This is a genomic window from Paraburkholderia nemoris (genome assembly GCF_905221015.1).
GTDB classification, from domain to species: Bacteria; Pseudomonadota; Gammaproteobacteria; order Burkholderiales; family Burkholderiaceae; genus Paraburkholderia; species Paraburkholderia nemoris.
Genome location: NZ_CAJNBO010000009.1, coordinates 231268 through 258200, shown reverse-complemented (window position 1 = coordinate 258200; position 26933 = coordinate 231268). Strand labels below are relative to the sequence as shown.

Genomic DNA, 26933 nt, shown 5'->3' with positions numbered 1-26933 from the left:
AACCATCCCGACACGCTAAGTAACACACCTCCGCCTCCCCCCGCATTACCCTTTCAGTTTCCCGCGCCCAAGCGGTCCCATACGCTAACATTCCGGCAGAGCCATGATCTCGCCCGGTCGACAGTGCCGCCATCGGCCGCACTGCGGCGTCCAGAAGGAATCCATTGCATGCAGTTTGAACGAATCTCGCGCGCGCGGACGCTTGCGCCTCGCGCCCTGACTATCGCGGTCGCCGTAGCCCTCGCCACCGTGCTGGCCGGTTGCGTGGTCGGCCCCGACTACAAACGGCCCGCGGCCGAGATCCCCGCGTCTTACAAGGAAGCCGCGCCCGGCTGGAAAGTCGCCCAGCCGGCCGATCAACACGACCGCGGCGACTGGTGGACCATCTACCAGGACCCGCAACTCAACGCGCTCGAAGACCAGTTGAACGCGTCGAACCAGACCATCGCCCAATTTGCCGCCGCCTATCGCCAGGCACGTGCGCTGGCGGGCGAAGCGCGCGCGGCGTATTTCCCGACCATCGGTGCATCGGCAGGCGCCACGCGCTCCGGAAACGGTTCGTCGTCCGGTGGCAACTCAACCGTCTCAAGCCGCTCCGGCGTCAGCAACAGCTTCAACGTACAACTCGACGCAAGCTGGGAGCCGGACCTGTGGGGCTCGGTCACGCGTTCGGTCAATTCGCAGAAAGCCGGCCAGCAGGGCGCGGCCGCCGATCTGGCGAATGCGCGGCTGTCCGCCCAGGCCACGCTCGCGCAAACCTATTTCTCGCTGCGCGCGCTCGACTCCACCCAGAAGCTGCTCGACGACACCGTCGCGGCCTACCAGCGCTCGCTGCAACTCACGCAGAACCAGTACGCGGCCGGCGTTGCCGCGCGCTCGGATGTGATCCAGGCGCAAACGCAGCTGCAATCGGCACAGGCGGCCGCGATCGACAACGGTGTGCAGCGCGCGCAGGACGAGCACGCGATCGCCGTACTCGTCGGCGTACCGGCCTCGACCTTCTCGATTCCGCCGATGCCGCTCACCGCCACGCCACCGGCCGTGCCCGAGCAGATGCCGTCGGCGCTACTCGAGCGGCGCCCGGATATCGCGTCGGCTGAACGCAAGGCCGCGGCGGCGAACGAACAGATCGGCGTCGCGATTGCGGCGTTCTTCCCGTCGCTGACGCTGTCGGCCACGGGTGGCTTCGAAAGTTCGGTGTTCTCGCAATTGCTGACCGCGCCGTCGCGTTTCTGGACGCTCGGCCCGCAACTCGCCGGCACGATCTTCGACGCGGGCCTGCGTGAGGCAAAGACCGAAGCCGCGCGCGCTGCCTACGACCAGAACGTCGCCGCCTACCGTCAAACGATTCTGACCGCGTTCCAGGACGTCGAGGACAATCTCGCCTCGCAGCGCATCCTCGAACAGGAAATCGTCGTGCAACAGCAAGCGGTGGATTCAGCGCGTCAGGCGCTGGCCATCGTCACGAACGAATACAAGGCGGGTACGGTTGGCTACGTCAACGTGCTGACCGCGCAGACCACGGCCTTCCTGGCTGAGCAGAAGCTTGAGAACATCGCCGGGCAGCGGATGGTGTCGTCGGTGGGTCTGGTGAAGGCGCTCGGCGGCGGCTGGGACGTGTCGCAGATGAACCGCGAAACGGGTGATATGGTGGCGCCCTCGCCGCAGCCGGCAGCGTCAGCGACGCCGGTGGCGCAAAGCGGAGCCGCGCCGCGACCGGCGCAGAGCAACTAGGCAAAGAACTCGCCCGGGCAAGGCAAAGCAAAAGAGGCATGGCCGCGAAATGCAGCCATGCCTCTTTTTTTACGACCCGCGGCTCAGCGCCTCAGTGCACGAACGTCAACGCGACCGTATCCGGTCCGCTTGGCCGGCCCAACAGATTCAGCAGTCCCGCGAGGTTGTCGCGTGCTTCCGGGGCGGCGCTGGCTGTCCCACGAAACGATGTCGAGACGGCGGACACCGTGCCATTGCCGGTCAGCATCAGTGGCCCCTTGAGAGTCGTCAGATCCAGCGTGGACGACACACCCTGCGCCTGGAACAGCAACCGGTAAGAACCCAGCGGCTTGACCAGCGAAACGCGCGAGCTGACATCGTTCAGGGTCACGGTCAACTGGCCGAACGCTTCCTGATTGAAGCTGCGCCAATCGGACCATGCAAGGCGCACGTCACCTTGCAGATCGAGCGTATTGAACGGCGCGCCGAGGCCGCTCAGCAGCGAAGCCGGCACCGCCATCGCACCCGGCGTGATGGTCGCGCTGCGCAGGGTCGCATCGACGGTGATCGGGTCGGGCATCGCTTCGCTGTGCCGCATGGTCATGCGCACACGGCCGGTGAAGAGCGGCCAGAACGCCGTGCGCCATTCGATCCGCCCCGGCAGCAGGGTCGCCGCGCTCATGTCGGAACCGGCGGCGAGCATCAGCGTGGCCGAGCCGTGCCACAGCGAACCGGACGGATTGACGAGGTTGACGTGGCCACGGGTTTGTCTGGCGAACTGCGGCGTGATCCAGGCGGCCGGCAACAACGTGAGCATCACGACTGCGTTCGCCAGCAGCGCGACCGCCAGCCAGGGTAGCGCGACGCGCAGGCGCCGCATCCAGTAAGTCATGCGAAATCCTGTAACGGCGCGGTCATTTCGCGGTAGACGGCTGCATCGACGCCGTCAGATCCACCTGGCCGTCTTCCTTGAGCGCGGTCACGTGCGCCTCGGCGACCTGCACCTTGAACTGCCTGCGCGCGTCGTCGACCCAGCTCGTCCACGCGGGGAACGCCACGTTCTTCATCTGGATCTGCACCATGTTGCCGATCACCTGCACCTGGGTCGCGGCAAGGCCGTGATCGCCGAGCGAAGCGGTGAGCGCGTCCTTCAGCGCCGCGCCGGTCGGCGCGACACCTTGAGCCGCGGCGGAGAGCTGGCGCGCTTCGTTCGCCTGCGCAGTCATCTGCGCCAGCTGACGCTGCAAAGTAGGCAGCGATTCACGCAGATGCGCGCGGCCGTCCTGCGCCGGCGCCCACAGCACCGACCATGCAATGACGACAGCCAGCACCCCGCCGCCCCATGCCAGCAGCGTTTTTTCGCGCTCGGTGCGCTGGTCCCAGAATCCAGCCCAGCTTTGGGCAAGTTCAGCTTTCATTGTCCGTTCCTGATGGTCCACTTGCCGGTATTGCTGTCGATCGCGCCGGTCAGGCCGTTGCGCGCGAGACGTTTGGCAAAATCGGGGTCGAGTTTCACCTCGGGCTTGAAGGTCACATCGAGACGCCGGTCGTGATAGTCGAGCGCGGCGATGCCGTTGACTGGCACTGGCGCCAACGAACGCGCAAGGCCATCGGCGAGCGACAGGAAATCGTCCGGTGACAACTCACCCGCCGCCACCCGCAACTGTTGCAACTGCCGCGACATCTGATCGGGCGCATCGAGCACGACCGTCGTCTTGGGGAAGGCGTTGAGGAGCAGCTCGGTCATCTGCGTGTTGATCGCATCGCGCTGGCGCGCGAGCATCAACCACTGCACGTTCGCACCGATAATCGCGATCACCAGCGCACCGACCGCCAGCGCGACCGGCAGGCGCAGACGCCGCAGCGTCGCGCGATCGAGCCGCCACGGCTGCGAGGCGAACTCGAACTGACACAGGTCGAAACGGCACTCCAGGGCACGGCGGGCGAGTTGCTCGAACGGCAGCGGGCTGGCCCCATGGATATGGGCCGCGAGCTTCGCCGGGCTGGTTGCCGCGAGACTCGGCTCATTGCCGGGCACTTCCGTCAGCATGTAGAGCGAAATCGGCGCCGCGCCGGCAAGCGCGCTGAGCGTCGCGTTCACAGAATTAGCCGGCACCGCGAGCCCTTCGCCTTGCACGCCGCGCGCGATAGCCAGTTCGACGCGCGGTGCACCACTGACCGGCGCGCTTTCGACCGCACTCCCAAGCAGCAATGCGGGCGCGGTCTGGACGACGGCGCCGAGCACGGCTGCCACCATCGGCACCACCGACGCGACGCCCGGCGCCATCACCGGCGCCACACCCGGCAGCGACGTTGCCACGCTCGCCGAGCCCGCCATGACCGGCTCGCCCGCGTTGACCATTTCCGCGACTTCGGCGGGCGTGTCGAGCGCGACCGCTTGCGGCAGACAGCGCGTCACCGGCACGGCGCGCACGCTGCGATGGCCGGCAGCGGCAAACGCCTCGCAGATGAAGCGGAACCAGCCGCGGTCGATGATCGCGAGCAACTGCCGGCCGCCCGCGACCGGTTGCGGATCGACGGCGATGTGACAGGTTTGCGGGTCCTGGATCAGCTGATCCTCGACGACGTTCGGCAGCGCCTGACGCAACCTCGGGCCACGCAGAGGCGGCAGCTTGGCGGGCATCATCAGCAGGTCGCGGGCGGCGACCATCAGCACCGTCGACGTAGCGCGCGGCAGCAGCGCGAGCGCCGAGCGGCCCGCGCGTTGGGTGCGGCCCGACTTGTCGAGCAGCACGAACGGCAACTCCGGCAGTTGCCATTCCTGCGATGGCACCGCCGGATCACGCGGCGGCAGTAGGACGATCAGTGTGCTCAAAGGCCACTCTCTCTGGGAAAGGCGTTATTCATAGTTGGTCTTGTACCCGCACGATACGCGTAGTGTGAGTCAATGCGTCGCGATAGACGAGGGTCGTGCGGTCCACTTCCGCGCGTTCGTGCTGCACGCGGCCGTGAATCAGAAAGTAGTTCGTGTTGACATCCATTTCACTCGGATCGATCCCGACCTGAGGTACGCCGGCGCCGCTCAAGGCGAGTTGCACATCGCTGACGTTATGGAAAAACACTGTCTGCCGACGCGCGACGAAGGCTTGCGCGGCGGACAGGTTCATCCCCGGCACGATCGCCGCGATCACTTCGGCGGAGGCCGTATTCATGTTGACTGCCGACACCGTCGGCAGCACGGTGACGAACGGCCGCAAGCGCGCGACCATTTCCGGCGTATAGCCGGGGATATCGAGCAGCGAATCGACGCTGGTCATTTGCAGCGGCGCGACGGCCGCGTTGTCGTCGCCGTCTTCCATACCGGGTTTGTCGGTGAAGCTGCCGCTCGTGGCGCCGCCACCCGTGCTGATCGGGGCTGCCGGCGTGCCGGTGGTGGACGTAACGGTCTGGAAGCGTGTTGCCGATTGACCGAGGCTCGCGCGCATCTGCAAGGCCGTGTTCTTTGCCAGTTGGCTATTCACGCCGAGGGATACCAGCAGGCGTTGATAGGCGCCGATCTGCTCCGTGTTGATCTGCATGACGCCCGGCGCGGGGCTCGAGACGAGATTACGGAGGTTGAATTTCGCCTGGGCGTCTTCGATCGAACCTGAGAGATAGGTTGCCTGGCCTTGGTCGGCTCTGACTTCGCCGATTTGCCCGAGGAAATCCGACAGACGGGTTTTGGCGATGGGGACGCCCCATAGGCCACCCAGGTAGGTGATGCCTGCGGAGGTGTCGCCCTCCGAGCGGAGGATCAGGCGCGTCCAGTCCAGTGCGCCGCGGGCGACCCATTGCGCTTGGGAGAGGAGGCGTTGGTTTTCGATCCTTCGGATTTGGACTTGCTGGCGCCAGAGCATGCCCGAAACTAATATCGCTGATAGCGCGACTACTAGTAGGGCGCTGATTATGGCTGCTCCGCGTTGGGTTGCCTGCGCGGCGCTTGGGTGTTTGCCTACGGTGTTGGGCTTTGATTGGCTTTTTTGCCTGTTTTGCGCTTTTGTCTGTGCGCTTGCGGTGTTGGCCTTTCCTTGATTTGCTTTTGGTCTATTAGCGTTGCCCCTGTGCGGGGCGGCACCTACTTTTCTTTGCCGGCTGCAAAGAAAAGTAGGCAAAAGAAAGCAGCTCAAACCGCTAATGCTAAGTGGGAACCGTAGCTCAGAACCGCCAGTGGCTCCGTGGAATCTGTGTTCCCTCACATTCGGCGTCAGTGACAAGGGCGTCATACTTCCGGCGGCGCTACGCGCGCCGAAGAGTAATTCCGAAAACCAAGGGGCGGGTTTGTTTGCTGCGGGAGCCGTCGGCTTCGCCTCGGCGAGGTGCCTGATTGGTTGGTTGCGCGTTGCACGCGCGACCGAAGTGGAAGGCATCCGTTGCGAATGGGGCGGAATCAGGCGAACCACTGGTTTGTTGAATGGCTCTTCCGGCGAGCACGTAGTGCGAGATGGGAGGTATGACGCCCTTGTCACTAGCGTATGGAGGTGCACGAACACAGATTCCAGATGCACCACTACCTGTTGCAGGCTACGGTGCCCACTTAGCATTAGCGGTTTGAGCCGCTTTCTTTTGCCTACTTTTCTTTGCGGCGGCAAAGAAAAGTAGGTGCCCCCCCGCACAGGGGGAACGCTAATAGACCAAAAGCAAATCAAGGAAAGGCCAACACCGCAAGCGTGCAGACAAACCCGCCAAGCAGGCAAAGAGGACCAAACCGAAAGGCACCCCAGCACACGCCCAACCAAAGAGCGTCGCAAAGACAACAACAAACCAGAAGACCCAGAGCGTCGCGGAGACAACAAAAAACCCTTCATCTCATTCTCCGACGAGAAAAACCCGCGTTACAGGCCGCGCCAACGACTTAGCCCCCACACTCACTTCCAGCCCAGTCACCGACCGCGGCAGCGGCGCATTCCCCAACTGGGGCACCTTCAAATTATTATCGTTCTCCGTAATCGCACTCTGCACATCCTTCATCTGCGTGGTCCAGCCAACCTTCGGCACATACAGCCGAGCAGAAATAGCCCCGACGCCTCCCATCAAAGGCACCGCCGTCCAGCCATTCCCCTCACCACCGCGCAGCGCACCCCGCAACTCGCCCACATTCCCCAGCGGCGGCGACGCATACCGCACCACGCGTCCCTCGGACACGCGATACCTCACCACCTGCAAGCGCGGCGCCGTCCCCGGCAATACCATCTCCCGCACGATCTGCAGCACATTGCCACTCACCGATACGGCCGCCTGGCCAGACTCATCATCCGACGCGGCCTGCCGCACATCAATTCGCATCTGGTCGAACAGCTGCGCAAAGACGCGCTCGTCTTCCATCGCGTTCGTGATCGTCTGCCGGCCACGAATGATCTGGTCCAGCCCGCGCCACGACAGCACGGCAATCACCGCCATGATCGCGATCGCGACCAGCAACTCGATCAGCGTGAAACCACGCGCGCCCGATCGGCCGCGGTGCTCAGAGCGAACGGTTGTTTTCATTCGCGACCACCGTGACCATCTGGGCGAGATTGCCGGAACGCCCCGGCGTCGTCACCATCACTTCCACCCGACGAAACACCGGATTCGGCGTCGCCGTCACATGCTCGGTACAGATCAACTCCAGATTGCCCTGCGAGCAGTCAAAACTCGTCGAGCCGACGTTCGGCCAGCCATGCGTCAAATGCAGTTGCGCCAGCGTGTTGTCGGCGCTCCATCCCGCCAGCAACCGTCGATGCAGATCGGCTTCGCCGCTCGCCAGACTTCCCACCGCGCGCAACGACGCCGCCAACGCGATCGCTATGATCGCCAGCGCCACTAGCACTTCGATCATCGTAAAACCGCGCTCTGCGCCGTGGACCATCTCGCGAGCGCCCCTGTTCCTGCAACGACGCATCTCAGTGCACCTCATAGCGGCCATTGCCGGTGCCGATGATCGTCGCGCGCCCCGCGGCAGAAAACAGCGTGATCTGCACGGGTACGTCGATCGCTTCGGTGCCGAACACGACACGGCTCGGGTGCGAGTCCGATCCCGGGTAATCGATCGTGACGCCGGTCACACCACCTTCCCAGTTGCGCGGCCCCAGCAGGTCGTCACGCAACGGACGCCAGCCGTCTTCGGTCCGCAGATCGAAGCGGAAGCCGCCATCGAGCGGTTGCCATGCGATCGGTCTTGCGCGCACCTGGGCTTCGTCGCCGGCCGATTCGAACAGCAGCGCGAGACGCTGCGCTTCTTCGTTCAGATCGGTGCGCGGATTGCGCGTCATGGTCAGCGCAGTCAGCGATACCAGAATGCCCGCGATCACCAGCACCACCATCATTTCCAGCAGCGTGAAACCCGCCGCACGCTTCCGGCGGCCTGCACTGAAATCACGCGCGCCGGCGCACGCCGTGCCCGGCAGCGACGCCGTACACGGAGTGTCCACACGGGACTTGCAAGCGGACAGTCGCATAGTGCCGGCCACGAACGATCAACTATCCGTCTATTGCCACGACCCTACGTCGGCGTCGTTGCCTTCGCCGCCCGCTTTACCGTCGGCGCCATAACTGAACACGTCGATCTCGCCATGCACGCCCGGATTCAGATACTGATAGCTATTGCCCCACGGATCGTTCGGCAGACGTTCGAGGTAGCCGCCGTCCTTCCAGTTGTTCGGCACCGGGTCCGTGCTCGGCTTTTCGATCAGCGCGCGCAGGCCTTGCTCCTGAGTCGGATAACGGCCGTTGTCGAGACGGTAGAGTTTCAGCGCCTGCATCACGGTGCCAATATCCTGCTTGGCGGCGACACGCCGCGCTTCGTCCGGACGGCTCATGATTTTCGGCACGATCAGCGCGGCCAGAATACCCAGAATCGCGATCACGACCATGATTTCAATCAGCGTGAAACCGCGTTGACGACGGCTGCGCGGACCCGCGATTTCATGACGGCGAAGGGTCGACAATTGCATAGCTTGCTACCTCTTTTCAGGTGAAATTTCGATCGGGCGGAATTCGCGCGTCAGGCAATCAAGGTGCCATTGAACACGCCCGGCCGGTCATTTTAATGTCATGTTCTTGAAGGGTTGCGGGAAACCGCCAGGCACCCCAACGCAATTTTCACAATAGTCCGTACAATAAGCGCATGAACGCTATCCAAATCCGCCTTCTGTCGCTCGCACTGTTCGCCGTGTTCTGCGCGACGCTGACCTACTGGGTCATCACGATCTCCACGACGTCCGGCGCGCCGTTGCCCGCCGCCGCCGCGCATACGCAGGTCTCGACCGATCAGGCGGCTACGCTGTTCGGCGGCCAGCTCACCCGCAGCGCCAACCAGGACGTGCATCTGTTCGGCATCCTCGCTTTGCGGGAAGGCGCCGCGGCCATCGTCAGCGTCGGTGGCGAACCGCCGCATGCGGTGTCGCTCGGCAGCGCGCTCATGCAAGGCGCCAAACTCTCCGAAGTCCGCGCCCGCTCGATCATCATCGACCGCAATGGCGCGCATTCCGAAGTGTTCCTGCCGGCCAATCCGGCAGGACCTACCATCTACGTGCGCTGAGCCAGGCGTTCTGCCCGGCTTCGGCCTTACTGCACCAGGTTGTTCAACTCGATGATCGGCAGCATCACCGCCAGCACGATCACCAGCACCACGCCACCCATCGCCAGAATCAGCAAGGGCTCGAGCAGACTCGTCAGGAACATCGTGCGACGCTCGAGCTCACGTGCTTCGCCGTCGGCCGCACGATCGAGCATGGTCGTCACGTCGCCGGTCGCTTCACCCGAACGGATCAGGTGAACCAGCACCGGCGGAAACGTCTTCGTATTGCCGAGCGCGCGCGACAAGGACGTGCCTTCGCGCACACGCACGATCGCATCGTCGATGTTCTCGCGCATCGCGACATTGCTGAGCGTTTCGGCTGCGGCTTGCAATGCGCGCAGGATCGGCACACCGGCCGCCGTCAGAATGCCGAGCGTGCTGGCAAAGCGCACGGTGTTGTAGCCGCGCACGAGTTTGCCGAGCAGCGGGGCGGTCAACAGCCAGCGGTCGAAAGCGAGGCGCGGGCCGGGCTGCTTCAGGATCGAGCGCACCAGATACACCAGCACGACCACGCCGATCAGCATCGCCCACCACCAGTGCCGCACGAAACCGGACAGCGCCATCATCATGATGGTGAGGATCGGCAGTTGCTGTTTGGTGCTGGCGAACACGTTCACCACTTGCGGCACCACGTAGCTCAACAGGAACGTGACGATGCCGAAGGCGATCAGCGTCACGATCGCCGGGTACGTGAACGCGAGCACGATCTTCTGCTTGAGCGCGTTGCGTTGCTCGATGTAGTCGGCCAGACGCGAAAGGACGAGACCGAGCTTGCCGGTATGTTCACCGGCGGCCACGAGTGCCCGATAGATCTCGGGGAAGTCTTTGGGGTGTTGCGTCAGCGCGTTCGCAAGCGAATGGCCGCCGAGCACTTCGGCACGAATCGACGCCATCAGCTCGCGGATGTAGTCGCGCTCCGATTGCTCGGTCAACACCGATAACGCTTCATCGAGCGGCAGACCGGCAATCAGCAGGCTGGCCAGTTGCCGCGTGAGAATTGCCTGCTCGCGCTGCGACAAACGCCGTCCTAGCGACAAGCGTTGATTGCGCTCACCGCGTGTGCGCGTCGCAGCCGGTTCGACGACGAGTGGCGTCAGTCCCTGCGAACGCAGATTGGTCCGCGCGCCGCGCGCGCTGTCCGCGTCGAGCACGCCTTTTTGCGCTTTGCCCGCCGCATCGATTGCTTCGAAACGAAATGCCGGCATGCGCTTATGCTCCGCCCGTCACGCGAATCACTTCTTCGAGCGACGTCAGCCCGGAGGCGAGCCAGCGGTCCGCGTCTTCGCGAAGCGTGCGCATGCCTTGCGCGCGACCCGAAGTGAGAATTTCCGCATCGGATGCATTGCGGTGAACCAGCGTGCGGATTTCGTCGTCGATCAGGAGCAGTTCGTAGACACCGCGACGTCCCGCATAACCGGACTGGCCGCATTTCTCGCAGCCGACCGGATGCCAGCGCACGCTGCCATCTTCCTCGACGCGTTCTTCGCGGCACACCGGGCACAAGCGCCGCACCAGCCGCTGCGCCAGCACGCCGAGCAGCGACGACGCCAGCAGATACGGCTCGACGCCCATGTCGGTCAAACGGGTCACGGCGGATGCTGCATCGTTCGTGTGCAGCGTCGCCAGCACAAGGTGACCTGTGAGCGAAGCCTGCACCGCGATCTGCGCGGTCTCCAGGTCACGGATTTCACCAATCATGATGACGTCCGGGTCCTGCCGCAGAATCGAGCGCAGCGCCCGCGCGAAGGTCATGCCGATCCGCTCGTTGACCTGCGTCTGGCCGATGCCTGAGAGGTCGTATTCGATCGGATCTTCGACCGTCATGATGTTGGTGGTCGCCGTCTCAAGCCGCGACATCGACGCGTACAGCGTGGTCGTCTTGCCCGAGCCGGTCGGGCCGGTCACCAGCACGATGCCGTGCGGTTTGCCTATCAGCTTGTCGAACTTGACGAGCGTGTCGGGCGCCATACCAAGCGCTTCGAGATTCAGGCGCGAGGCGTCCTTTTCCAAGAGACGCAGCACCGCGCGTTCGCCGTGACCGGTGGGCAACGTCGAGACGCGCACGTCGACCGGACGTCCGCCGACGCGCAGCGTGATCCGGCCATCCTGCGGCAGACGCTTCTCCGCAATGTCGAGCTGCGCCATGATCTTGATCCGCGAGATCAGCGCGCCATGCAGCGCTTTCTTCGGCCGCACGACGTCGCGCAACGTGCCGTCGACGCGGAAGCGCACCACTGACGAAGTCTCGAACGGCTCGATGTGAATATCCGAGGCCTGTTCGCGTGCCGCCTGCGTGAGCAGCGCGTTGATCATGCGGATGATCGGCGCGTCGTCTTCCGACTCGAGCAGATCCTCGATCTCGGGAATGTCCTGCATCAAACGCGACAGATCGACTTCACCTTCCACTTCGCCGACCACCTGCGCCGCGCTGCCATCCTGGCGCGCGTAAGCCTGATTGATCGCGAGCGCCAGTTCGTCAGCCGGCACACGTACCACGGACAATGCGCCGAAATTGCGTGCGACTTCGGCAAGCGCAGCATCGCTGGTGCGTTCGCTGATCCAGACTTCGAGACTATCGGCGTGCTGATGCGCGACCAGAATCTGGCCGCCACGGGCGAAGCCGTAGGGCACGAGGCGCGCAGCGACTGCCGACGGTGCGATGCGTTCGGCTTGCTCCGCCACGACTGCCGGCGAAATCGCCGCGGCTTGCGTCGATGCAGCGACGCGCGCCGCTGCGGACGATCCCGAAGCTGGCGGCGGCGTGGACGGCGTGCTCACGGCTGCACTCCAGGCGACGCCGTGGACGGTGCCGTGGGTACCGGATTCGTCTGCACAGCGCCACCGCTCGTGACCGGGTTCGTCTGCACAGCGCCACCATTCATGACCGGCGGCGCCATCTGCTGACGGCGCATCCTGTCGAGATCGAACAGGTTCATCGCGGGCGAACCGCCCTGGCTCGGGCCGATCGGCATCGGCGGAACCACCGGGTCGTCCTTGTCCTTGATCAGGTTGTTATCCGACTTGTACGCACCCGTCACGCCCTGGACGTAGTCGTAACGGTTCGACGTCACGGCCTGCGCGGTATCGCGATCGGTGATGATCACGGGGCGCAGGAACACCATCAGGTTGGTCTTGGCGCGGGTCTTCTGTTCCGAACGGAACAGCTGGCCAATCCACGGGATATCGCCCAGCAACGGCACCTTGCTGTTGCTGACCTGGTAGTTGTCCTGCATCAAGCCGCCCAGCACGATGATCTCGCCGTTATCGGCGAGCACGGTCGACTGGATCGAACGCTTGGTGAACTCGGGACCCGCCGGATTGGTGGCCGCGTTGGTCGTGCCGTTCACGATCGCCGAGTCTTCCGTGTAGAGCTGCAGCTTGAGAATCCCGCCCTCGGTAATCTGCGGTTTGATGTGCAGCGTCAGGCCGACATCGACGCGGTCGAACGTATTGAACGCGTTGCTGGTGGTGCCGCTCGTGAGGTTCGAGTACGAACCCGTCTGAATCGGCACGTTCGTACCGACAACGATCTTCGCTTCCTCGTTGTCGAGCGTGATGAGGTTAGGCGTGGACAGCACGTTCGCATCCTGAGTCTGCGAAAGTGCCTGCAACAGCGCGCCGAGTCCCTGCACACCGAAAATGTTGTGAATCCAGCCGACGTTGAGGCCCTGCTGGATACCGCTCCCGCTTGCGAGCGCCCCGGCGAGACCGCCGGTCGCGCCCGTCGCTGCGGCCGCAGCCGTCAGATTGATGATGCTGTTGCCATTGCCGGTCGCCAGGTTGGTGCCGGCAAAGATCGAATTGTTCGCGACCTGCCACTGAATGCCGAGGTTGGCGTTCGTGTTCGAGTTCAACTCGACGATCAGCGCCTCGATATAGACCTGCGCGCGCCGCGCGTCGAGCTGGTCGATCACCGCTCGCAGGTTGCGGTACACCGGCTCAGCCGCCGTGATGATCAGCGAGTTGGTCGCCGAGTCAGCCTGAATCATGCCGCCCGGCTGATTGTCGTCGTTCTTGTCCTTGTCGCCGCCGAGCAGGCCGGCTGAACCCGAACCGCCGCTCGAACCATATCCGCCCCCGCCACCGCCCAATGGTGACGCGCCCGAGCTGCCGTTGAGTCCGCCCGACGGCAGCGGCGGCGTACCCGACGTGCCCGTCGAATTGCTGCCGAGGCCACCTCCACCACCACCGTTCTGGTTGAACGAATTTGCTTCGTTCGAGCCACCCGACGAGCCGGTGTCGCCGCCCTTACCGAGCATCCCGCGCAAGGTCTTCGCGAGCTTCGTCGCGTCAGCGTTGCGCAGCGCGACGACGTGCATGTTGCCGGGCATGGTGGTCGGCGCGTCGAGTTCTTTCGCCAGTTGCTTCGCGGCCGCGAGCCGGCCGCCGTTCGATGCGCGAATCAGCAGCGAGTTGGTGCGCGGATCCGCGGTGACCGACACCTTCAACGTCGCGTCGGTGCTGCCGATCGCGCCGGGGTCGAGCATCTTGGTCAACTGCGTGGCGATGTCGATCGCGTTGGCATTCCTCAACTGCACGACCGATACCGACTGGCCCGCCGCCGTATCGACACCCGCGATGATCTGCGCGATACGCCGGACGTTGTCGGCGTAATCGGTCACGACAATCGAGTTGTTGGCCGGGTAGGCCGCCACCGTATTGTTCGGCGAGATCAGCGGACGCAACACCGGCAACAGGTTATTAGCCGATTCGTTCTTCAGCACGAACACCTGCGTGACCACCTGGTCGCCTCGTGCCACCGGCGTATTGCCGACGTAGGTCGGCACGCCTTGCAGCTTGGCATCGGCCTCGGGCACGACCTTCAGCACGCCGTGGTCCTGGACTAGCGCGAAGCCCTGCATCCGCAAAGCGGATTGCAAGGTCTTGAGCGCCTGATCTTCAGGCACTGCATTTTCCGACACGAGGTTCAGCTGACCCTTCACACGTGGGTCGACGATGATCGTTTTGCCGGTCGCCGCGCCGATCGCCTTGGCCACCTGGTCGATATCGGCGTTCACGAAGTTGAGTGTCACCTGTGCCTGTGCTGTCTGCGCGGTGATCAATCCAGCCACCAGCAGCGCCGTTGCGACGCGACGCAATGCCATACGATTTCTTCTCATGGAATATGGGATCGATGCCGACGGCCGCAGCCGCCAACGGTCATGCAGTGCGAACATTTGAGCAGGCCGCCGCCCTGTCGGTCTGCCAGTCGGCTTCACAGGCGATCAACGCCCTGGATGCCTTACGTCCAATGCCCGAAAAAAAGGAACAGTAACAGTTTTTCATGTCGGATTTGTCACAAAACGAACAGCTCCGTGCGATTACTCTAAAGACCGTCGCAGACTGTCAAACAATTGAAAGCAAACGAGCTTGTGTGCGCCGAACCGCAGAAGCGCTTCGTTTTACGGTTGATTATGTCGGTTAGCCAACTTGACGCGTGTAAGTCTGCCGGTATGATACGAGCCGTTCGAGGTACTGGTTGTGACTTGGCAACGCGGGTTTTCCCCGATGACCGACGAAGGCCCTGCCAGTACGCCTCACCGGCTTCCAGAGACTGAAGTATGGCCGACGCCTGGCCTTACCAAACCTTACCCTTGCGATTTGATTAGTCGTCTTGACTGATGAAACGAACCCTCGTCACCGTCGCCGCTGGACTTGTCGTGCTGATCGCAGCAGGGCAGGCGCGCGCCGATTGCTTTGACGAAGCGGCCAAGTATCAGAAGGTCAACCCCCTGATTCTGCGCGCAATTGCGTGGCAGGAGTCACACAATCGGCCGGACGCGCAGCATAAGAACGCCAACGGCTCGACCGACTACGGCGTGATGCAGATCAATTCGATCCATCTGCCCGTACTCGCGCAGTACGGCATCTCGCAAGGCACCCTGATGGAGCCTTGCAAGAACGTCTACATCGCGGCGTGGCATCTGCGCCGCCAGATGAACAAGTACGGCAATACCTGGCAGGCGGTCGGCGCGTACCACTCCGAGACGCCGGCACTGCGTGATAAGTATGCGATGCAGATCGCCGCAATCCTGCGCAAGTGGAATCTGATGCCGGCTGCTGCACGCTGACTCCCGCACGTCCCGATCCGGCCCGTCACGCGGCCGCTTCCCGTTTGATGCACAATGCGGCATCGTGCTGCCGTCGGTGTTCGGCCATCTTCCGGCCCCGGAATCATGCGACCCCAACCCGGCACGCCTTCCAATCCTCTTGTTTTTCCGTACTGCGATGAACCAGCCGCTATTGCCCGTCACCGTGCTCTCCGGTTTTCTGGGCGCCGGCAAGACCACGCTCCTGAACCACATCCTCGCGAATCGCGCCGGTTTGCGCGTCGCCGTGATCGTCAACGATCTGGCCGCCGTCAATATCGATGCAACGCTCGTGCGCGACGCCGCCGCGCTCTCGCATGTCGAAGAGCAGCTCGTCGAATTGTCGAACGGCTGCATCTGCTGCACGTTGCGCGACGACTTGCTGGTCGAGATCAAGCGGCTTGCCGGTGAGAAGCGCTTCGATGCGATCCTGATCGAGTCGACCGGCGTGGCCGAGCCGATGCCGATCGCCGAAACCTTCACCTTCGTCGACGATGACGGCGCGTCGCTGTCCGACGTTGCACAGCTCGATACGATGGTGACGGTGGTCGATGCGTTCAACTTCCTGCGTGACTACGGTTCTTCTGACGCGCTTTCCGAGCGGGGCATCGCCGCAACCGAAGAGGACGACCGGACGCTGGTCGAATTGCTGATCGAGCAGATTGAATTCTGTGACGTGCTGGTGGTGAACAAGGCCGATCTGGTGAGCGCCGATGAGCTCACGCGTTTGCAGCGCATCCTCGCCCGCATCAATCCGCGTGCCGTGCAGGTGGTGAGCCGCTTCGGCGAGGTACCGCTGGCTGAAGTGCTGAACACCGGGCGCTTCGATTTCGATGAGGCATCGAGCGCACCGGGCTGGCTGGCGTCGCTTAACGACGAACATGGGCACGACCACGGTTATACTCATCACGGCGAAGCAGACGAATTCGGCATCGGCAATTTCATTTACCGCGCACGGCGGCCGTTTCACCCGGAGCGGCTGTGGGCGTTGCTGCATCAGGAGTGGAAGGGCGTCTTGCGCAGCAAGGGCTTCTTCTGGCTCGCAACGCGTAACGACATTGCCGGATCGCTGTCGCAGGCGGGTGGCGCTTGCCGGCATGGTCCGGCCGGGATGTGGTGGGCCGCGCAGGATCGCAGCGAATGGCCGGACGGAGATGACGAGCTGGCCGCCGAAATTGCCGCCGACTGGTACGGCAATCCGGACGATCTGAGCATTGGCGATCGCCGCCAGGAACTGGTGATGATCGGCGTCGGGATCGACCCGGCTGTCTGGCAAGCCAAGTTCGACGCATGCCTCCTGACCGATGAGGAATACGCGGCGGGACCAGAAGCGTGGCAACAATTCGCCGATCCGTTCCCGGCATGGGACTTCGACGAAGACGACCACGATCACCATGATCACGACCACGGCGGTCATGGCCACGGCGAAATCGTGCATCGCCACGATTAAGCTCGAGCGGCCTTTGCGCTCGGTGCTGACTGTTTAGCCGCGACGGGCGTCGCGGCTAAACAGAAATCGCAGACGAAAAAAAACCCGCCGTTGGCGGGTGTCAACTGCCAGGCAGTAATCTGCTTAGCGCTTGTTGACTGCGTCCTTGAACGCCTTACCAGCCGTGAACTTGACGGTCTTGGCGGCCGGGATCTTGATAGTTTCGCCGGTCTTGGGGTTACGACCCGTACGTGCTGCGCGCTTGCCCGAACCGAAGCTGCCAAAGCCGATCAACTGGACCGCGTCACCCTTCGACACAGACTTCTTGATCACTTCAAGCAACGTGTCCAGCGTCTCACCGGTTTGAGCCTTGCTGGCGCCGGTCTGTCCTGCGACGGCGTCGATCAGTTCCTGTTTGTTCATTAAGGTTCCTTTCTGAGTTTAGGTTGACACGAACAGCGCGAACGCGCCGATTATACGTGCGCGGGCCGCGCCGTCGAGCAGCTGCGGCTCCGGATCCCCTCCGGACAATTAGCGCCGGGCAGTGACTGCCCGTCGGCCGTGCTGCCGCTCCCTTCGCGGCGCTTGCTATGATAGCGCAGCGCAAACCCAATCAGGATAAGGGTTTCGAAGATTTAAGCGGTTCTGGGGCAGATATCGAGGGGAAACCCTTCCTTTTCCTCCTCGCAGGACCCAATTGAAGGCTGAAACCCAGTATGGACGGGGCTTGGCGTTGGTTTTTGCCAACGTTGCAACACGTCTTTTTCGCCGCCCGGCGAGCTGCGCGCGCTGGCGGTAACGTCTGACTCGCTCTTTCGAGCGTCATTTCCGCCGCGCATGACCGATCCGCTGATCCCCGCCGTCCTCGCTTTTCGCGACAACGGCACGCCTTTTTCGCCGTTCTACGACGACATCTATCACAGCGCTGTCGGCGGTCTCGAGCAGGCTGAATACGTCTTTCTCCGCGGCAATGGACTGCCGCAGCGATGGGAGGGCCGCCGCGTCTTCACCGTGCTCGAAACCGGCTTCGGCATGGGGATCAACTTCCTGATGACTTGGGCCGCCTGGCGTGCCGATCCGGCGCGTTGCGAACGCTTGCACTTCGTCTCGACCGAGAAGCATCCGTTTACTCAAGCCGATTTGCGCAGCGTCTATGCGAAGACGATTTCAGAATCCGAGATCGCCGCGCTCGCAGAAACGCTGGCCGCTGAATGGCCGATGCTCGTCCCCGGCACGCACCGGCTCGAATTCGAGGGCGGGCGAATCACGTTGACGCTGGTGTTCGCCGACGCCGCGCAGAGCCTGCCGGCGTTGAGGTTGCGCGCCGATGCGTTCTATCTCGACGGCTTCGCACCGGCGAGAAACCCCGAAATGTGGGCGCCCGCGATCTTTAAGGCGCTCGCCCGGATGGCCGGCGAAAACGCCACGTTCGCGACCTACAGCAGTGCCGGCGACATCAAGCGTGCGTTGACGCAAAACGGCTTTGTGTACCAAAAAGTCGATGGCTTCGGCTGGAAACGCGCGATGCTGGTCGGCCATTTCGCGCCACGCTGGCGTGTGCGCCGCTATGAACCGCCCGCGCCACTTGAAGTCGATGAACGGCATGCAATCGTGATTGGCACCGGACTCGCGGGTTGCGCGTCGATCGAGCGCCTGGCCGCACGCGGTTGGCGAGTCACATCGCTGGAGCGGCACGCGTCGGTCGCTCAGGACGCCTCGGGCAATCCGGCCGGCGTGTTCCACCCCATGATCTCGCGCGACGACAGCGTCGCTTCACGCGTCACGCGCGCGGGCTTTCTCTACACGCTCAGACGCTGGGCCGCGCTCGAACGGCTGGGCTACCGTCCATTGCGCGGCGCGCCAGGTCTGTTGCAGATCGCAGCGGACGAAGAAGAAGCACGCTCGATGAGCGAGGCAATCGCCGCGTTCGGTTACCCGGCGGAATATGTGACGCCCGTTTCGCTGAGCGAAGCACAAAGGCTTGCTGGAATGCCGCTCGCGCAAAGCGGTTGGCTCTTTCCCCAAGGCGGCTGGATCGACCCGGCGTCGCTTTGCGCCGCGCAGTGCGCAGCTGCGGGCGGGCTGCTCGAACGCCGCTTCGGAGTGGATGTGGCGCGCCTCGAGCGATCCGGCAATCAATGGACCGTGTTCGACGCAGCGGGACAAGCGATCGCGCGTGCGCCGGTGGTCATTGTCGCGAGCGCGCACGACGCCGCGCGGCTCGCCTGTTTGCAGTACGCACCGACCCGCAGCATCCGCGGCCAGTTGACTTTGCTGCCGCCGGGCACGGTGCCTCCACTCGAGATGCCGGTTATCGGCGAAGGCTACGCCGTCCCACTCGCCGACGGCGCTACGCTGACCGGCGCCACCTACGAACTCGACGACCCGGACACAGCGCTGCGACCGGATGGCCATCTGGAAAACCTCGAGCGTGTAGCGCAAATGCTGCCGGCCTTTAACGGCGTCGTCGATCCGGCACAAGCGGCGGCGCTCGACGGGCGCGTCGCGTTTCGCTGCGTCACGAGCGACCGGATGCCGATGATCGGCAACTTCGCCGATGAAGCCGCCTCGGCACGCGACGCCCAGCGCCTGCGTGGCGCATGGCCGCTCGATCTGCCACGCGTCGACGGCTTGTACGGCGCCTTCGCATACGGTTCTCGCGGTCTGGTATGGGCGGCACTTGGAGCAGAGTTGATCGCCTCGCAGATCGAAGGCGAACCGTGGCCGCTCGAACGGGATCTGGCCGAAGACATCGATCCAGCCCGCTTCCTCTTGCGTGCGTTGCGCCAGGGTACGGTGAGTTAACCCGTAGTTAACCGCGCGCGCCGCACATCGCCGCACATCGCCGCCAGGAAAAGTTATCCACCGAAACTTGTGGATAACCGCGCCGTTTACCGAAGCAACTCGTGTGGAACCGTTGTGGACGTAAACGGGGTAACTTCGACGCGGCCGAAAATCGCGAAAAGTTACCCTTGTATACCCGCCGCTGCCGCACACGCTGTGCATCCTGTTATGCGAGCGGCAAGCCGATGAATCAATTCGGTAAACCCGAGTTATCCACAGAAAACGAGTCACCTTGTTAACTGTTACTACGTATACATACGGTAAACCTGTAAACAGAAAGGCCGTGCCGAGATCGAGCGCAATCGTTGAGCCAGAAGCGTCGAAAGTTGAAGGAAAACGGTTCTGGCCGTGTCCCAGGAAACACATCTGCAACGTCAGATCTGTACGCTATGAGAGCCCGACCCGTTTTTAAAGCGGTCGCTTTTTCCTCATCTCACGAAGATAACGTACGTTTTTACCGTTTTGCCTGCATGTTCCTGTCTTTTCGGTCAAGTCTGAAAAAGCTATGGCACAATCGCCGTTCTTTTCCGCGTCGCGCCTCGCCGCTGGCCGCACGCGCTGCAATGGAACGGTGCCGCGCAATCAGAATCTGATTCAAAGTCGACGGCGTTCTTTCACCGTGCCGGGCCGGTAGCTACGGCCGCCCCCAGAATGCGCTGCGCCCCTTGCGGCTGCAGCACATTCAGATCATCCGATCGTTGAAAACTCGCAACGCGGGTCACGCGAAGCGATCGCGACAGTGAACGCCTCATGCGTTCATCCGCTCGCCGGTGTTTGCGCCGGTTCGTGTTGTCTGCCGTTGCTGCCAAGGAGAACCCATCACGATGAAGTCGGCGTTTTCATTTTTCCCAGCCTGGCCACTCACACCCGACGCCATTTTTTGGGCTGGTCTTGCATTGCTCGCCGCGGGTCTGTGCGGTGAACTGTGCTATCGCGCATGGCGTTTGCCGCGCATTTCCGGGTATGCGGTCATTGGTCTGGTAGCCGGCGCAGCCGGTTTCGGCGTAATCGACGCCGATTCCGCGAGCGCCGCGCGGCCATTGCTCGACGTGGCGCTCGGTTTGTTGTTATTCGAACTCGGTAGCCGGCTTGATCTGCGCTGGATTCGCCGCAATCCCTGGCTGATTCTGTCGAGCATCGCCGAAGCTACGCTGACGTTCGCGCTGGTTTTGCCGGTTTTGTTATTCCTGAAAGTGCCGCTGATCGTAGCGACGGTGCTTGCCGCAATTGCCATGGCGACTTCGCCGGCTATGGTGATCCAGCTCAAAACGGAGCTACGCGCGGAAGGTCAGGTGACTCAACGTCTATTGACCCTTACCGCATTGAACAGCATGTATGCGGTGGTGGTCGAAAAGCTTGTCTCGAGCTGGTTGCATCAGGAGGTTTACGGCAACGTCTACGCCACGATTCTGCAGCCGCTGTATCTGCTGGTCGGCTCACTCGTGCTGGCCTATCTGCTGGCGCGCACCTGCACGTTTTTTTATCGTCGTCTGAACATGCAGGACGAGCATTCGTTCGTCGCGCTGTTCGGCCTCGTGCTGCTCGCCATTGCGGTGGCGCATGTGTTCAAGCTTTCCACCATTCTCGCGTTGCTGGCCGCGGGCATCATCGTGAAGAATCTTGAAGCTCGCCCGCAGTTGTGGCCGGAACATTTCGGCACGGCCGGCTGGTTGTTGACTGTGATTCTGTTCGTGCTGACGCTGACTTCGTTCGAATGGAAAGACATCGCGTTAGGCGGTGTCGCCGCGCTGGGTCTGATTGTTGCGCGTCTGGTTGCGAAACTGGTGGGCGTGATGGCTTTCGCCAAGCCGAGCGGCTTGAACTGGAAGCAGGGCATGGCGCTCGGTTTGTCCTTATCGCCCATGTCGGCGCTCGCGTACCTGCTCGTCGACGATACCTACAACCTCTATCCGAATTTCGATCCGCAACTGCGCGCGATCGTGATGTGTTCGATTTTCGTGCTGCAGATTCTCGGGCCGTGGCTCGTGTATCGCAGCCTGGCGCTGGTGGCTGAACGGCGCGAAGAGTAAGCGCACGGTAAGGGCACGCCGCTGTCCGATGCGCTGTCTGACGCTTTATGCGCCTGATTTGCGCGCTTTATCCAACTTATTCGATTCAAAAACGGCCGGGCGTGTGACACAGACATGTGACACACGTCGGCCGACCTGACTCAGGGGACGCCATGTCACTCGAACCCTTCATCGATTCGAAACCGTTCACTTTCGGTGTCGAACTCGAGATGCAGATCGTCAATACGCACGACTATGATCTGACCAAAGCCGGCTCGGATCTGATGCGCCTCATCAAGGACGAAAAAATTCCCGGCAACATCACGCCGGAAATCACGGAAAGCATGATCGAGCTGTCGACCGGTATCTGCACAACGCATGAACAGGCCGTCACCGATTTGCGCACGATTCGCGACACGCTGGTGTCCGCGGCTGACCGTCTGAACGTCGGCTTGTGCGGCGGCGGTACCCACGCATTCCAGCAATGGAGTGAAAGGCAAATCGTCGATACGCCACGCTTTCAGTATCTTTCCGAGTTGTACGGTTATCTTGCCAAGCAGTTCACAGTGTTCGGCCAGCACGTGCACATCGGCTGTCCGGATCCGAACAGCGCGCTGTATCTGCTGCATTCGATGTCGCGCTTCATTCCGCATTTCATCGCGTTGTCCGCTTCGTCGCCGTTCGTGCAGGGTGTGGACACCGGTTTTCATTCGGCACGACTGAATTCCGTGTTCGCATTCCCGCTCTCGGGCCGCGCGCCGTTCGTGTTGACGTGGGACAGCTTCGAGGAATATTTCTCGAAGATGGTCCACACCGGCGTGGTCAACAGCATGAAGGATTTTTACTGGGACATCCGGCCAAAGCCCGGTTTCGGCACGATCGAAGTGCGGGTGATGGATACGCCGTTTTCAGTGGATCGCGCCGCGGCGATTGCCTGCTACATCCAGACGCTGGCCCGGCATCTGCTGCTCGACAAGCCGATCACGCCGCAGGAAGACGATTATCTCGTCTACACGTTCAACCGCTTCGAAGCATGCCGCTTCGGTCTGGCCGGCAACTGCATCAATCCGCAAACGAGCGAACGCAAGACGATTTCCGAAGACATCCTCGAAACGCTGGATCTGATTGCACCGCACGCCGAAGCATTGGGCTCGGGCAACGCGCTCGCCGAAATCGGTGCGATTGCGCGCGGTCAGGTCAATGACGCGACGTGGCTGCGGGGCGTCTTCGATCAGGAAAAGTCCTTGCACGAAGCTGTCAGACAGCAGTGTCTGCAGTGGCGAGCCTAGCCAGGTAGAGGATTGCTTACGTTAAACCGTAAGGAAGACCCGCCTCGTGCGGGTTTTTTTTCGTAAATAAATTTCCAGCTCGCGGGCCTTCAGGTTTTTCTAAAATTTACGTATACAAAAGTAGTAGTAGTTAACAAGCATTGCATCTGCCTGTGGACAACTGAATAATTCCCTGAAAAGTCAAAGTGCTACGTAAACCATAACTGGGCTGATCCGAGGCGCATCGATGGCGGTAAACGAGGACAACTTTAGTAAGGAAAGAGGGGGCAAGCTGCTTATCAAGAATCGACACACATGCCATCCCCTGTGTTTTCCCATGGTTATCCACAGCTTGCGCTGGATAACTTAGCTGTACGATTGGCCGGTCTCGCATAGAATGTCGTTTCATCTGCCTTTGGCTTGCAAGGCGGTAAATTTTTGAGATAGTAGAAACCGTCTCGTCTGCTTTCGGGCGGGGCTACCCCACACAGGCTACGGGCGTGTTCGGCAACGGTTTGCCGGCATCGCTCGCAAGCTTAATAAACCAAACGAAGATTATGAGCGAAGGCGTATACGGAGAACAGGCAACCGGGCGAGTGACCCACAGCCTATTGCGATTGAGCACGGCCATGCGGAGCCAGGCTTGGGAATGGGCGGAGGGCGCAGGCCTTACGCCGACCCAGGGCGAAATCCTGGTCTTGCTGATGCAACGCAAGGGCCCGATGCGTCTTGGCGAGATCGCCCGCGAGACGGCCCTGACCGCCGCGACCACCAGCGATGCGGTGAGCACGCTCGAGACCAAAGGCCTGGTCGAAAAGCGCCGCGCCCTCGACGACGGCCGCGCCCTCGCGGTCCGTCTGACGGCGCGTGGCCGCACGGCCGCGAAGCGCGCTGCGCAATGGCCGGACTTCCTGGCCAAAGCGGTCGGCACGCTGCGTGACGAAGAGCAGACGCTGTTCTATCGCACGCTGCTCAAGACCATCCATCAGCTGGAAGCGCAAGGCACGATTCCGCCGCACCGCATGTGCCTGAGCTGCTCGCACTTTGAGCCGAGCAAGAATCCGAAGAAGACGCCGCACCACTGCGCGCTGCTCGACATGAAGATGTCGGACACGGATCTGCGTCTCGATTGCTCGGTGTACGAAGTGGCCGACGTCGCTACCCAAAAGAAGACCTGGAAGATCTTCGCCCAATAAGGCGGCTTCTCCTGGGACAATCCGTTACACTGCCAAACCGTGTGCCGGCGGGCGGCGATTGCCGTCCGCCGGCCGGTTCGCGCCGTGTAGCGGCAAGTCTTTAGGCAACCTGAAGGTGGGGCAGGCTGATGAATCGGGAAGTTCTGGCCATTCGCCACGTGCACTTCGAGGATCTGGGCAGTCTTGAGCTGGAGCTCGGCGAACGGGGGCGCCCGGTGCGCTATCTCGACGTCGGCGTTGGCCGTATCGAAGCGCCTGACCCGGTTGCCGCATCGCTCATGGTCGTACTCGGCGGCCCGATCAGTGCAACTGACGACGCGCTTTACCCGACGCTTGTCCCATTGCTGTCCATGATCGAAAGGCGCATCGCCGCCGGCCTGCCGACACTCGGCATCTGCCTCGGCGCGCAATTGATCGCGCGTGCGCTCGGTGCGCGGGTCTACCCCGCGGGCCGTACCGAACTCGGCTGGACACCGCTTACGCTCACCGATGCGGGCCGTGCTTCGCCAGTGCGTCATCTGGACGGCGCCCACACGTCGATGCTGCACTGGCACGGCGACACCTTCGAGCTTCCCGACAACGCCACACGTCTCGCCTCGACGCCTGCCTGCGAAAACCAGGCGTTCGCGTGGGGCGGCCATGTGCTGGGTCTGCAATGTCACCCAGAGATTCGCGCTGACCGGTTCGAACCCTGGCTGATCGGCAACGCCGGTGAAATTGCCGGCCACGGTATCGATGCGCGGCAGTTGCGGGCCGAGACCGCTCAGTTCGGTCCGGTGCTGGAAACCGCCGCGCGCCGGATGTTCAGCGAGTGGCTCGATCAGGTCGAGCCGAAACCCTGATCCGCGCACGCCTGCAGACAATCATCCGCGGTGCTATGCTCGATCGCTCTCGGGTTTCTACTGGGCGTAATCCATGAGCGCGCTTTTTTCCCCGCTCACGCTGCGTAGCGTGACGCTTCCCAACCGTATCGTCGTCTCCCCGATGTGCCAGTATTCCGCCGAACGTGGCGAGGCGACGGCATGGCACATGATCCATCTCGGCAGTCTCGCGTTATCCGGCGCCGGCATGTTGTGCATCGAGGCAACCTCCGTCGAACCGGATGGCCGCATCACGCCGGGCGATCTCGGGCTGTGGGACGACGCGACCGAAGCCGCGCTGAAGCCGGTCCTGGCCGCGATCCGCAAGCATTCGCCGATTCGCGTCGCCATGCAGTTGTCGCACGCAGGGCGCAAGGCGTCGAGCCATGTGCCCTGGGAAGGCGGGCAACTGATTCCGGTGTCGCAAGGTGGCTGGCTGCCGCATGCGCCGTCGGCGTTGCCGCACAAGGCGGGTGAAGAGCCGCCGCTCGCCCTCGACACGCCCGCACTGAACCGGATTCGTGAAGCGTTCGCGGCCTCTGCGCGTCGCGCCGCGCGCCTCGGCATCGATGCTCTCGAAGTGCACGCGGCACATGGCTACCTGCTGCATCAGTTTCTGTCGCCGATCGCCAATCAACGCAGCGACGACTACGGCGGTTCCCTCGAAAACCGCATGCGCTTTCCGCTCGAAATCTTCGACATCGTGCGTGCCGCGTTTCCGGCCGACAAACCGGTTGGCGTGCGCGTCTCGGCGACCGACTGGGTCGAAGGCGGCTGGACGCTCGCAGACACGATCGCGTTCGCCCAAGAATTGAAAAAGCGCGGCTGCGACTGGATCGACGTGTCGTCCGGCGGGGTTTCGCCATTGCAGAAGATCCCACTTGAGCCGGGCTATCAGATTCCTTTCGCGCACGCCGTCAAACAGGCAACGGGCCTGACGACCATCGGCGTGGGCTTGATTACCGATCCGCTGCATGCCGAGCAACTCATCGAAGAAGGTGATGCCGATCTGATCGCAATGGCTCGCGCGTTGCTGTACAACCCGCGTTGGCCGTGGCATGCCGCGGCGCAACTCGGTGCAACGGTCGAGGCGCCGCCGCAGTACTGGCGTTCGCAACCGCGCGAGCAAAAAGCCCTGTTCGGCGATATTTCGTTCGGACAACGGTGAACCTGCCAACGCGCCTTGTGCGCGCACGTCTTATTGACGGTTGAACGAAGCCGTCTTGAGCGTGTAGGATGCCGGATGTGGCGCATGAGCGTCGCAGGTCGACGCGGCGCTCGCAAGGCGCCGCGTTTGCTATCCGCGTCGGAAAAAGCAGCGCGTTAGACGCGGGCATTTCTGACGGCTGCCGGATCTTCACCCCTAGTTCTTCACAAGGATTCATTCAATGAGTTCACGCAGGATCGCCGTGCGCCGTTCGGGTGTGCACGGCAAAGGCGTGTTTGCCATCGAGCCGATTGCGGCGGGCGAACGGCTGATCGAATACAAGGGTGAGCGGATCTCCTGGAAAGAAGCGCTGCGCCGTCATCCGCACAATCCGGACGAACCGAATCACACGTTCTACTTCGCGCTCGACAGCGGCAAGGTGATCGACGGCAAAGTGGACGGCAACAGCGCGCGCTGGATCAACCATTCGTGCGCGCCGAACTGCGAAGCCGAAGAGATCGACGGTCACGTGTACGTGCACGCGCTGCGCGACATCGCCGAGGGTGAGGAAGTCTTTTACGACTACGGCCTCGTCATCGACGCGCGCCAGACCAAGAAGCTCAAGAAGGAATACGAATGCCGCTGCGGCGCGCGCAAGTGCCGCGGCACGATGCTGGCGCCGGCGGAGAAAGAGAAGGGCGCTTCCAAATCCGACAAGACGGTGAAGAAGGCGAAGACGTCCGCGAAAAAAGCGAAGAAGAAATGAAACGCGGGCTGCCTGAGTTGAACGTAAGTGAGCTCAAGGCAGCCCGTGGCAGTACTT

At 62.6% G+C, this 26933-nt stretch carries 24 protein-coding genes; 12 read left to right on the top strand and 12 right to left on the bottom strand.

Translation table 11 applies throughout. The annotated features are described in order from the left end of the window. Window positions 1–168 precede the first annotated feature (168 nt). Complete coding sequence (locus tag KHO33_RS16515; protein WP_200565616.1) at window positions 169–1734, top strand: efflux transporter outer membrane subunit; 1566 nt, start codon at window positions 169–171, stop codon at window positions 1732–1734. A 91-nt stretch (window positions 1735–1825) separates the two neighbouring features. Here KHO33_RS16515 and KHO33_RS16510 read toward each other — a convergent pair whose 3' ends face one another. From KHO33_RS16510 to gspG, 8 genes are all read right to left on the bottom strand, one after another. Next, complete coding sequence (locus tag KHO33_RS16510) at window positions 1826–2605, bottom strand: type II secretion system protein N (protein ID WP_200565615.1); 780 nt, start codon at window positions 2603–2605, stop codon at window positions 1826–1828. A 22-nt stretch (window positions 2606–2627) separates the two neighbouring features. After that, window positions 2628–3131, bottom strand: coding sequence for a type II secretion system protein M (locus KHO33_RS16505; RefSeq protein WP_200565614.1), 504 nt, complete (start codon window positions 3129–3131; stop codon window positions 2628–2630). Beyond that, window positions 3128–4549, bottom strand: a complete 1422-nt coding sequence (gene gspL, locus KHO33_RS16500; RefSeq protein WP_200565613.1) for a type II secretion system protein GspL — start codon at window positions 4547–4549, stop codon at window positions 3128–3130. Before gspL ends, KHO33_RS16505 begins: the two co-directional genes overlap by 4 nt. 28 nt (window positions 4550–4577) lie before the next feature. Then, entirely contained in the window at window positions 4578–5936 is a 1359-nt protein-coding gene (gspK, locus tag KHO33_RS16495) for a type II secretion system minor pseudopilin GspK (RefSeq protein ID WP_234480616.1), read from the bottom strand. A 583-nt stretch (window positions 5937–6519) separates the two neighbouring features. Continuing rightward, window positions 6520–7197, bottom strand: a complete 678-nt coding sequence (locus KHO33_RS16490) for a PulJ/GspJ family protein (protein WP_200565612.1) — start codon at window positions 7195–7197, stop codon at window positions 6520–6522. Beyond that, entirely contained in the window at window positions 7175–7591 is a 417-nt protein-coding gene (gspI, locus tag KHO33_RS16485) for a type II secretion system minor pseudopilin GspI (protein WP_054042750.1), read from the bottom strand. Before gspI ends, KHO33_RS16490 begins: the two co-directional genes overlap by 23 nt. A gap of 1 nt (window position 7592) precedes the next feature. Next, entirely contained in the window at window positions 7593–8147 is a 555-nt protein-coding gene (locus tag KHO33_RS16480) for a GspH/FimT family pseudopilin (protein ID WP_128576848.1), read from the bottom strand. Window positions 8148–8177: 30 nt separating this feature from the next. Continuing rightward, a complete protein-coding gene (gene gspG, locus KHO33_RS16475) occupies window positions 8178–8642 on the bottom strand; it encodes a type II secretion system major pseudopilin GspG (RefSeq protein WP_054042748.1) in 465 nt (154 codons plus the stop codon). 173 nt (window positions 8643–8815) lie between these two features. Here gspG and KHO33_RS16470 point away from each other — a divergent pair, with 173 nt between their 5' ends. Beyond that, a complete protein-coding gene (locus KHO33_RS16470; RefSeq protein ID WP_200565611.1) occupies window positions 8816–9229 on the top strand; it encodes a type II secretion system protein N in 414 nt (137 codons plus the stop codon). A gap of 26 nt (window positions 9230–9255) precedes the next feature. Here the strand turns inward: KHO33_RS16470 and gspF are convergent, their stop codons facing one another. Genes gspF through gspD form a run of 3 tightly spaced genes read right to left on the bottom strand, consistent with a single transcriptional unit; the run spans window position 9256 to window position 14373 of the window. After that, window positions 9256–10473: a type II secretion system inner membrane protein GspF gene (gene gspF / locus KHO33_RS16465; protein ID WP_093634517.1), complete on the bottom strand. Its 1218-nt coding sequence runs from the start codon at window positions 10471–10473 to the stop codon at window positions 9256–9258. A 4-nt stretch (window positions 10474–10477) separates the two neighbouring features. Then, window positions 10478–12046: a type II secretion system ATPase GspE gene (gene gspE / locus KHO33_RS16460; protein ID WP_054042745.1), complete on the bottom strand. Its 1569-nt coding sequence runs from the start codon at window positions 12044–12046 to the stop codon at window positions 10478–10480. Continuing rightward, the gene (gspD, locus tag KHO33_RS16455; RefSeq protein WP_054042744.1) at window positions 12043–14373 is read right to left on the bottom strand and encodes a type II secretion system secretin GspD; all 2331 of its coding nucleotides are present in this window, start codon (window positions 14371–14373) and stop codon (window positions 12043–12045) included. The genes gspE and gspD overlap by 4 nt, the downstream gene beginning before the upstream one ends. Between gspD and KHO33_RS16450 the strand changes: the two genes are divergently transcribed. The 3 genes from KHO33_RS16450 (at window position 14367) to KHO33_RS16440 (ending at window position 16807) form a co-directional block, all read left to right on the top strand. Further along, a complete protein-coding gene (locus KHO33_RS16450; RefSeq protein WP_172737895.1) occupies window positions 14367–14543 on the top strand; it encodes a hypothetical protein in 177 nt (58 codons plus the stop codon). The genes gspD and KHO33_RS16450 overlap by 7 nt on opposite strands. A gap of 346 nt (window positions 14544–14889) precedes the next feature. Then, a complete protein-coding gene (locus KHO33_RS16445; protein ID WP_054042742.1) occupies window positions 14890–15339 on the top strand; it encodes a lytic transglycosylase domain-containing protein in 450 nt (149 codons plus the stop codon). Between the two features lie 157 nt (window positions 15340–15496). Then, entirely contained in the window at window positions 15497–16807 is a 1311-nt protein-coding gene (locus KHO33_RS16440; RefSeq protein ID WP_200565610.1) for a GTP-binding protein, read from the top strand. A 123-nt stretch (window positions 16808–16930) separates the two neighbouring features. On the opposite strand, the gene KHO33_RS16435 is transcribed toward KHO33_RS16440, so the two are convergent. Then, window positions 16931–17209: an HU family DNA-binding protein gene (locus tag KHO33_RS16435; RefSeq protein ID WP_006050811.1), complete on the bottom strand. Its 279-nt coding sequence runs from the start codon at window positions 17207–17209 to the stop codon at window positions 16931–16933. 414 nt (window positions 17210–17623) lie between these two features. Between KHO33_RS16435 and mnmC the strand changes: the two genes are divergently transcribed. From mnmC to KHO33_RS16400, 7 genes are all read left to right on the top strand, one after another. Next, window positions 17624–19591 (top strand): bifunctional tRNA (5-methylaminomethyl-2-thiouridine)(34)-methyltransferase MnmD/FAD-dependent 5-carboxymethylaminomethyl-2-thiouridine(34) oxidoreductase MnmC, encoded by a 1968-nt coding sequence (mnmC, locus tag KHO33_RS16430; protein ID WP_200565609.1) that lies wholly within the window; start codon window positions 17624–17626, stop codon window positions 19589–19591. A gap of 863 nt (window positions 19592–20454) precedes the next feature. Further along, a complete protein-coding gene (locus KHO33_RS16425) occupies window positions 20455–21660 on the top strand; it encodes a cation:proton antiporter (protein ID WP_200565608.1) in 1206 nt (401 codons plus the stop codon). 152 nt (window positions 21661–21812) lie between these two features. Further along, entirely contained in the window at window positions 21813–22928 is a 1116-nt protein-coding gene (locus tag KHO33_RS16420; RefSeq protein ID WP_054042740.1) for a YbdK family carboxylate-amine ligase, read from the top strand. A 536-nt stretch (window positions 22929–23464) separates the two neighbouring features. After that, window positions 23465–24103, top strand: a complete 639-nt coding sequence (locus KHO33_RS16415; protein ID WP_054042738.1) for a MarR family winged helix-turn-helix transcriptional regulator — start codon at window positions 23465–23467, stop codon at window positions 24101–24103. Between the two features lie 128 nt (window positions 24104–24231). Continuing rightward, entirely contained in the window at window positions 24232–24945 is a 714-nt protein-coding gene (locus tag KHO33_RS16410; protein WP_054042736.1) for a glutamine amidotransferase, read from the top strand. A 73-nt stretch (window positions 24946–25018) separates the two neighbouring features. Beyond that, entirely contained in the window at window positions 25019–26131 is a 1113-nt protein-coding gene (locus KHO33_RS16405) for an NADH:flavin oxidoreductase/NADH oxidase (RefSeq protein WP_200565607.1), read from the top strand. A gap of 220 nt (window positions 26132–26351) precedes the next feature. Beyond that, window positions 26352–26876: an SET domain-containing protein gene (locus tag KHO33_RS16400; RefSeq protein WP_054042734.1), complete on the top strand. Its 525-nt coding sequence runs from the start codon at window positions 26352–26354 to the stop codon at window positions 26874–26876. The last annotated feature ends 57 nt before the right edge of the window (window positions 26877–26933 follow it).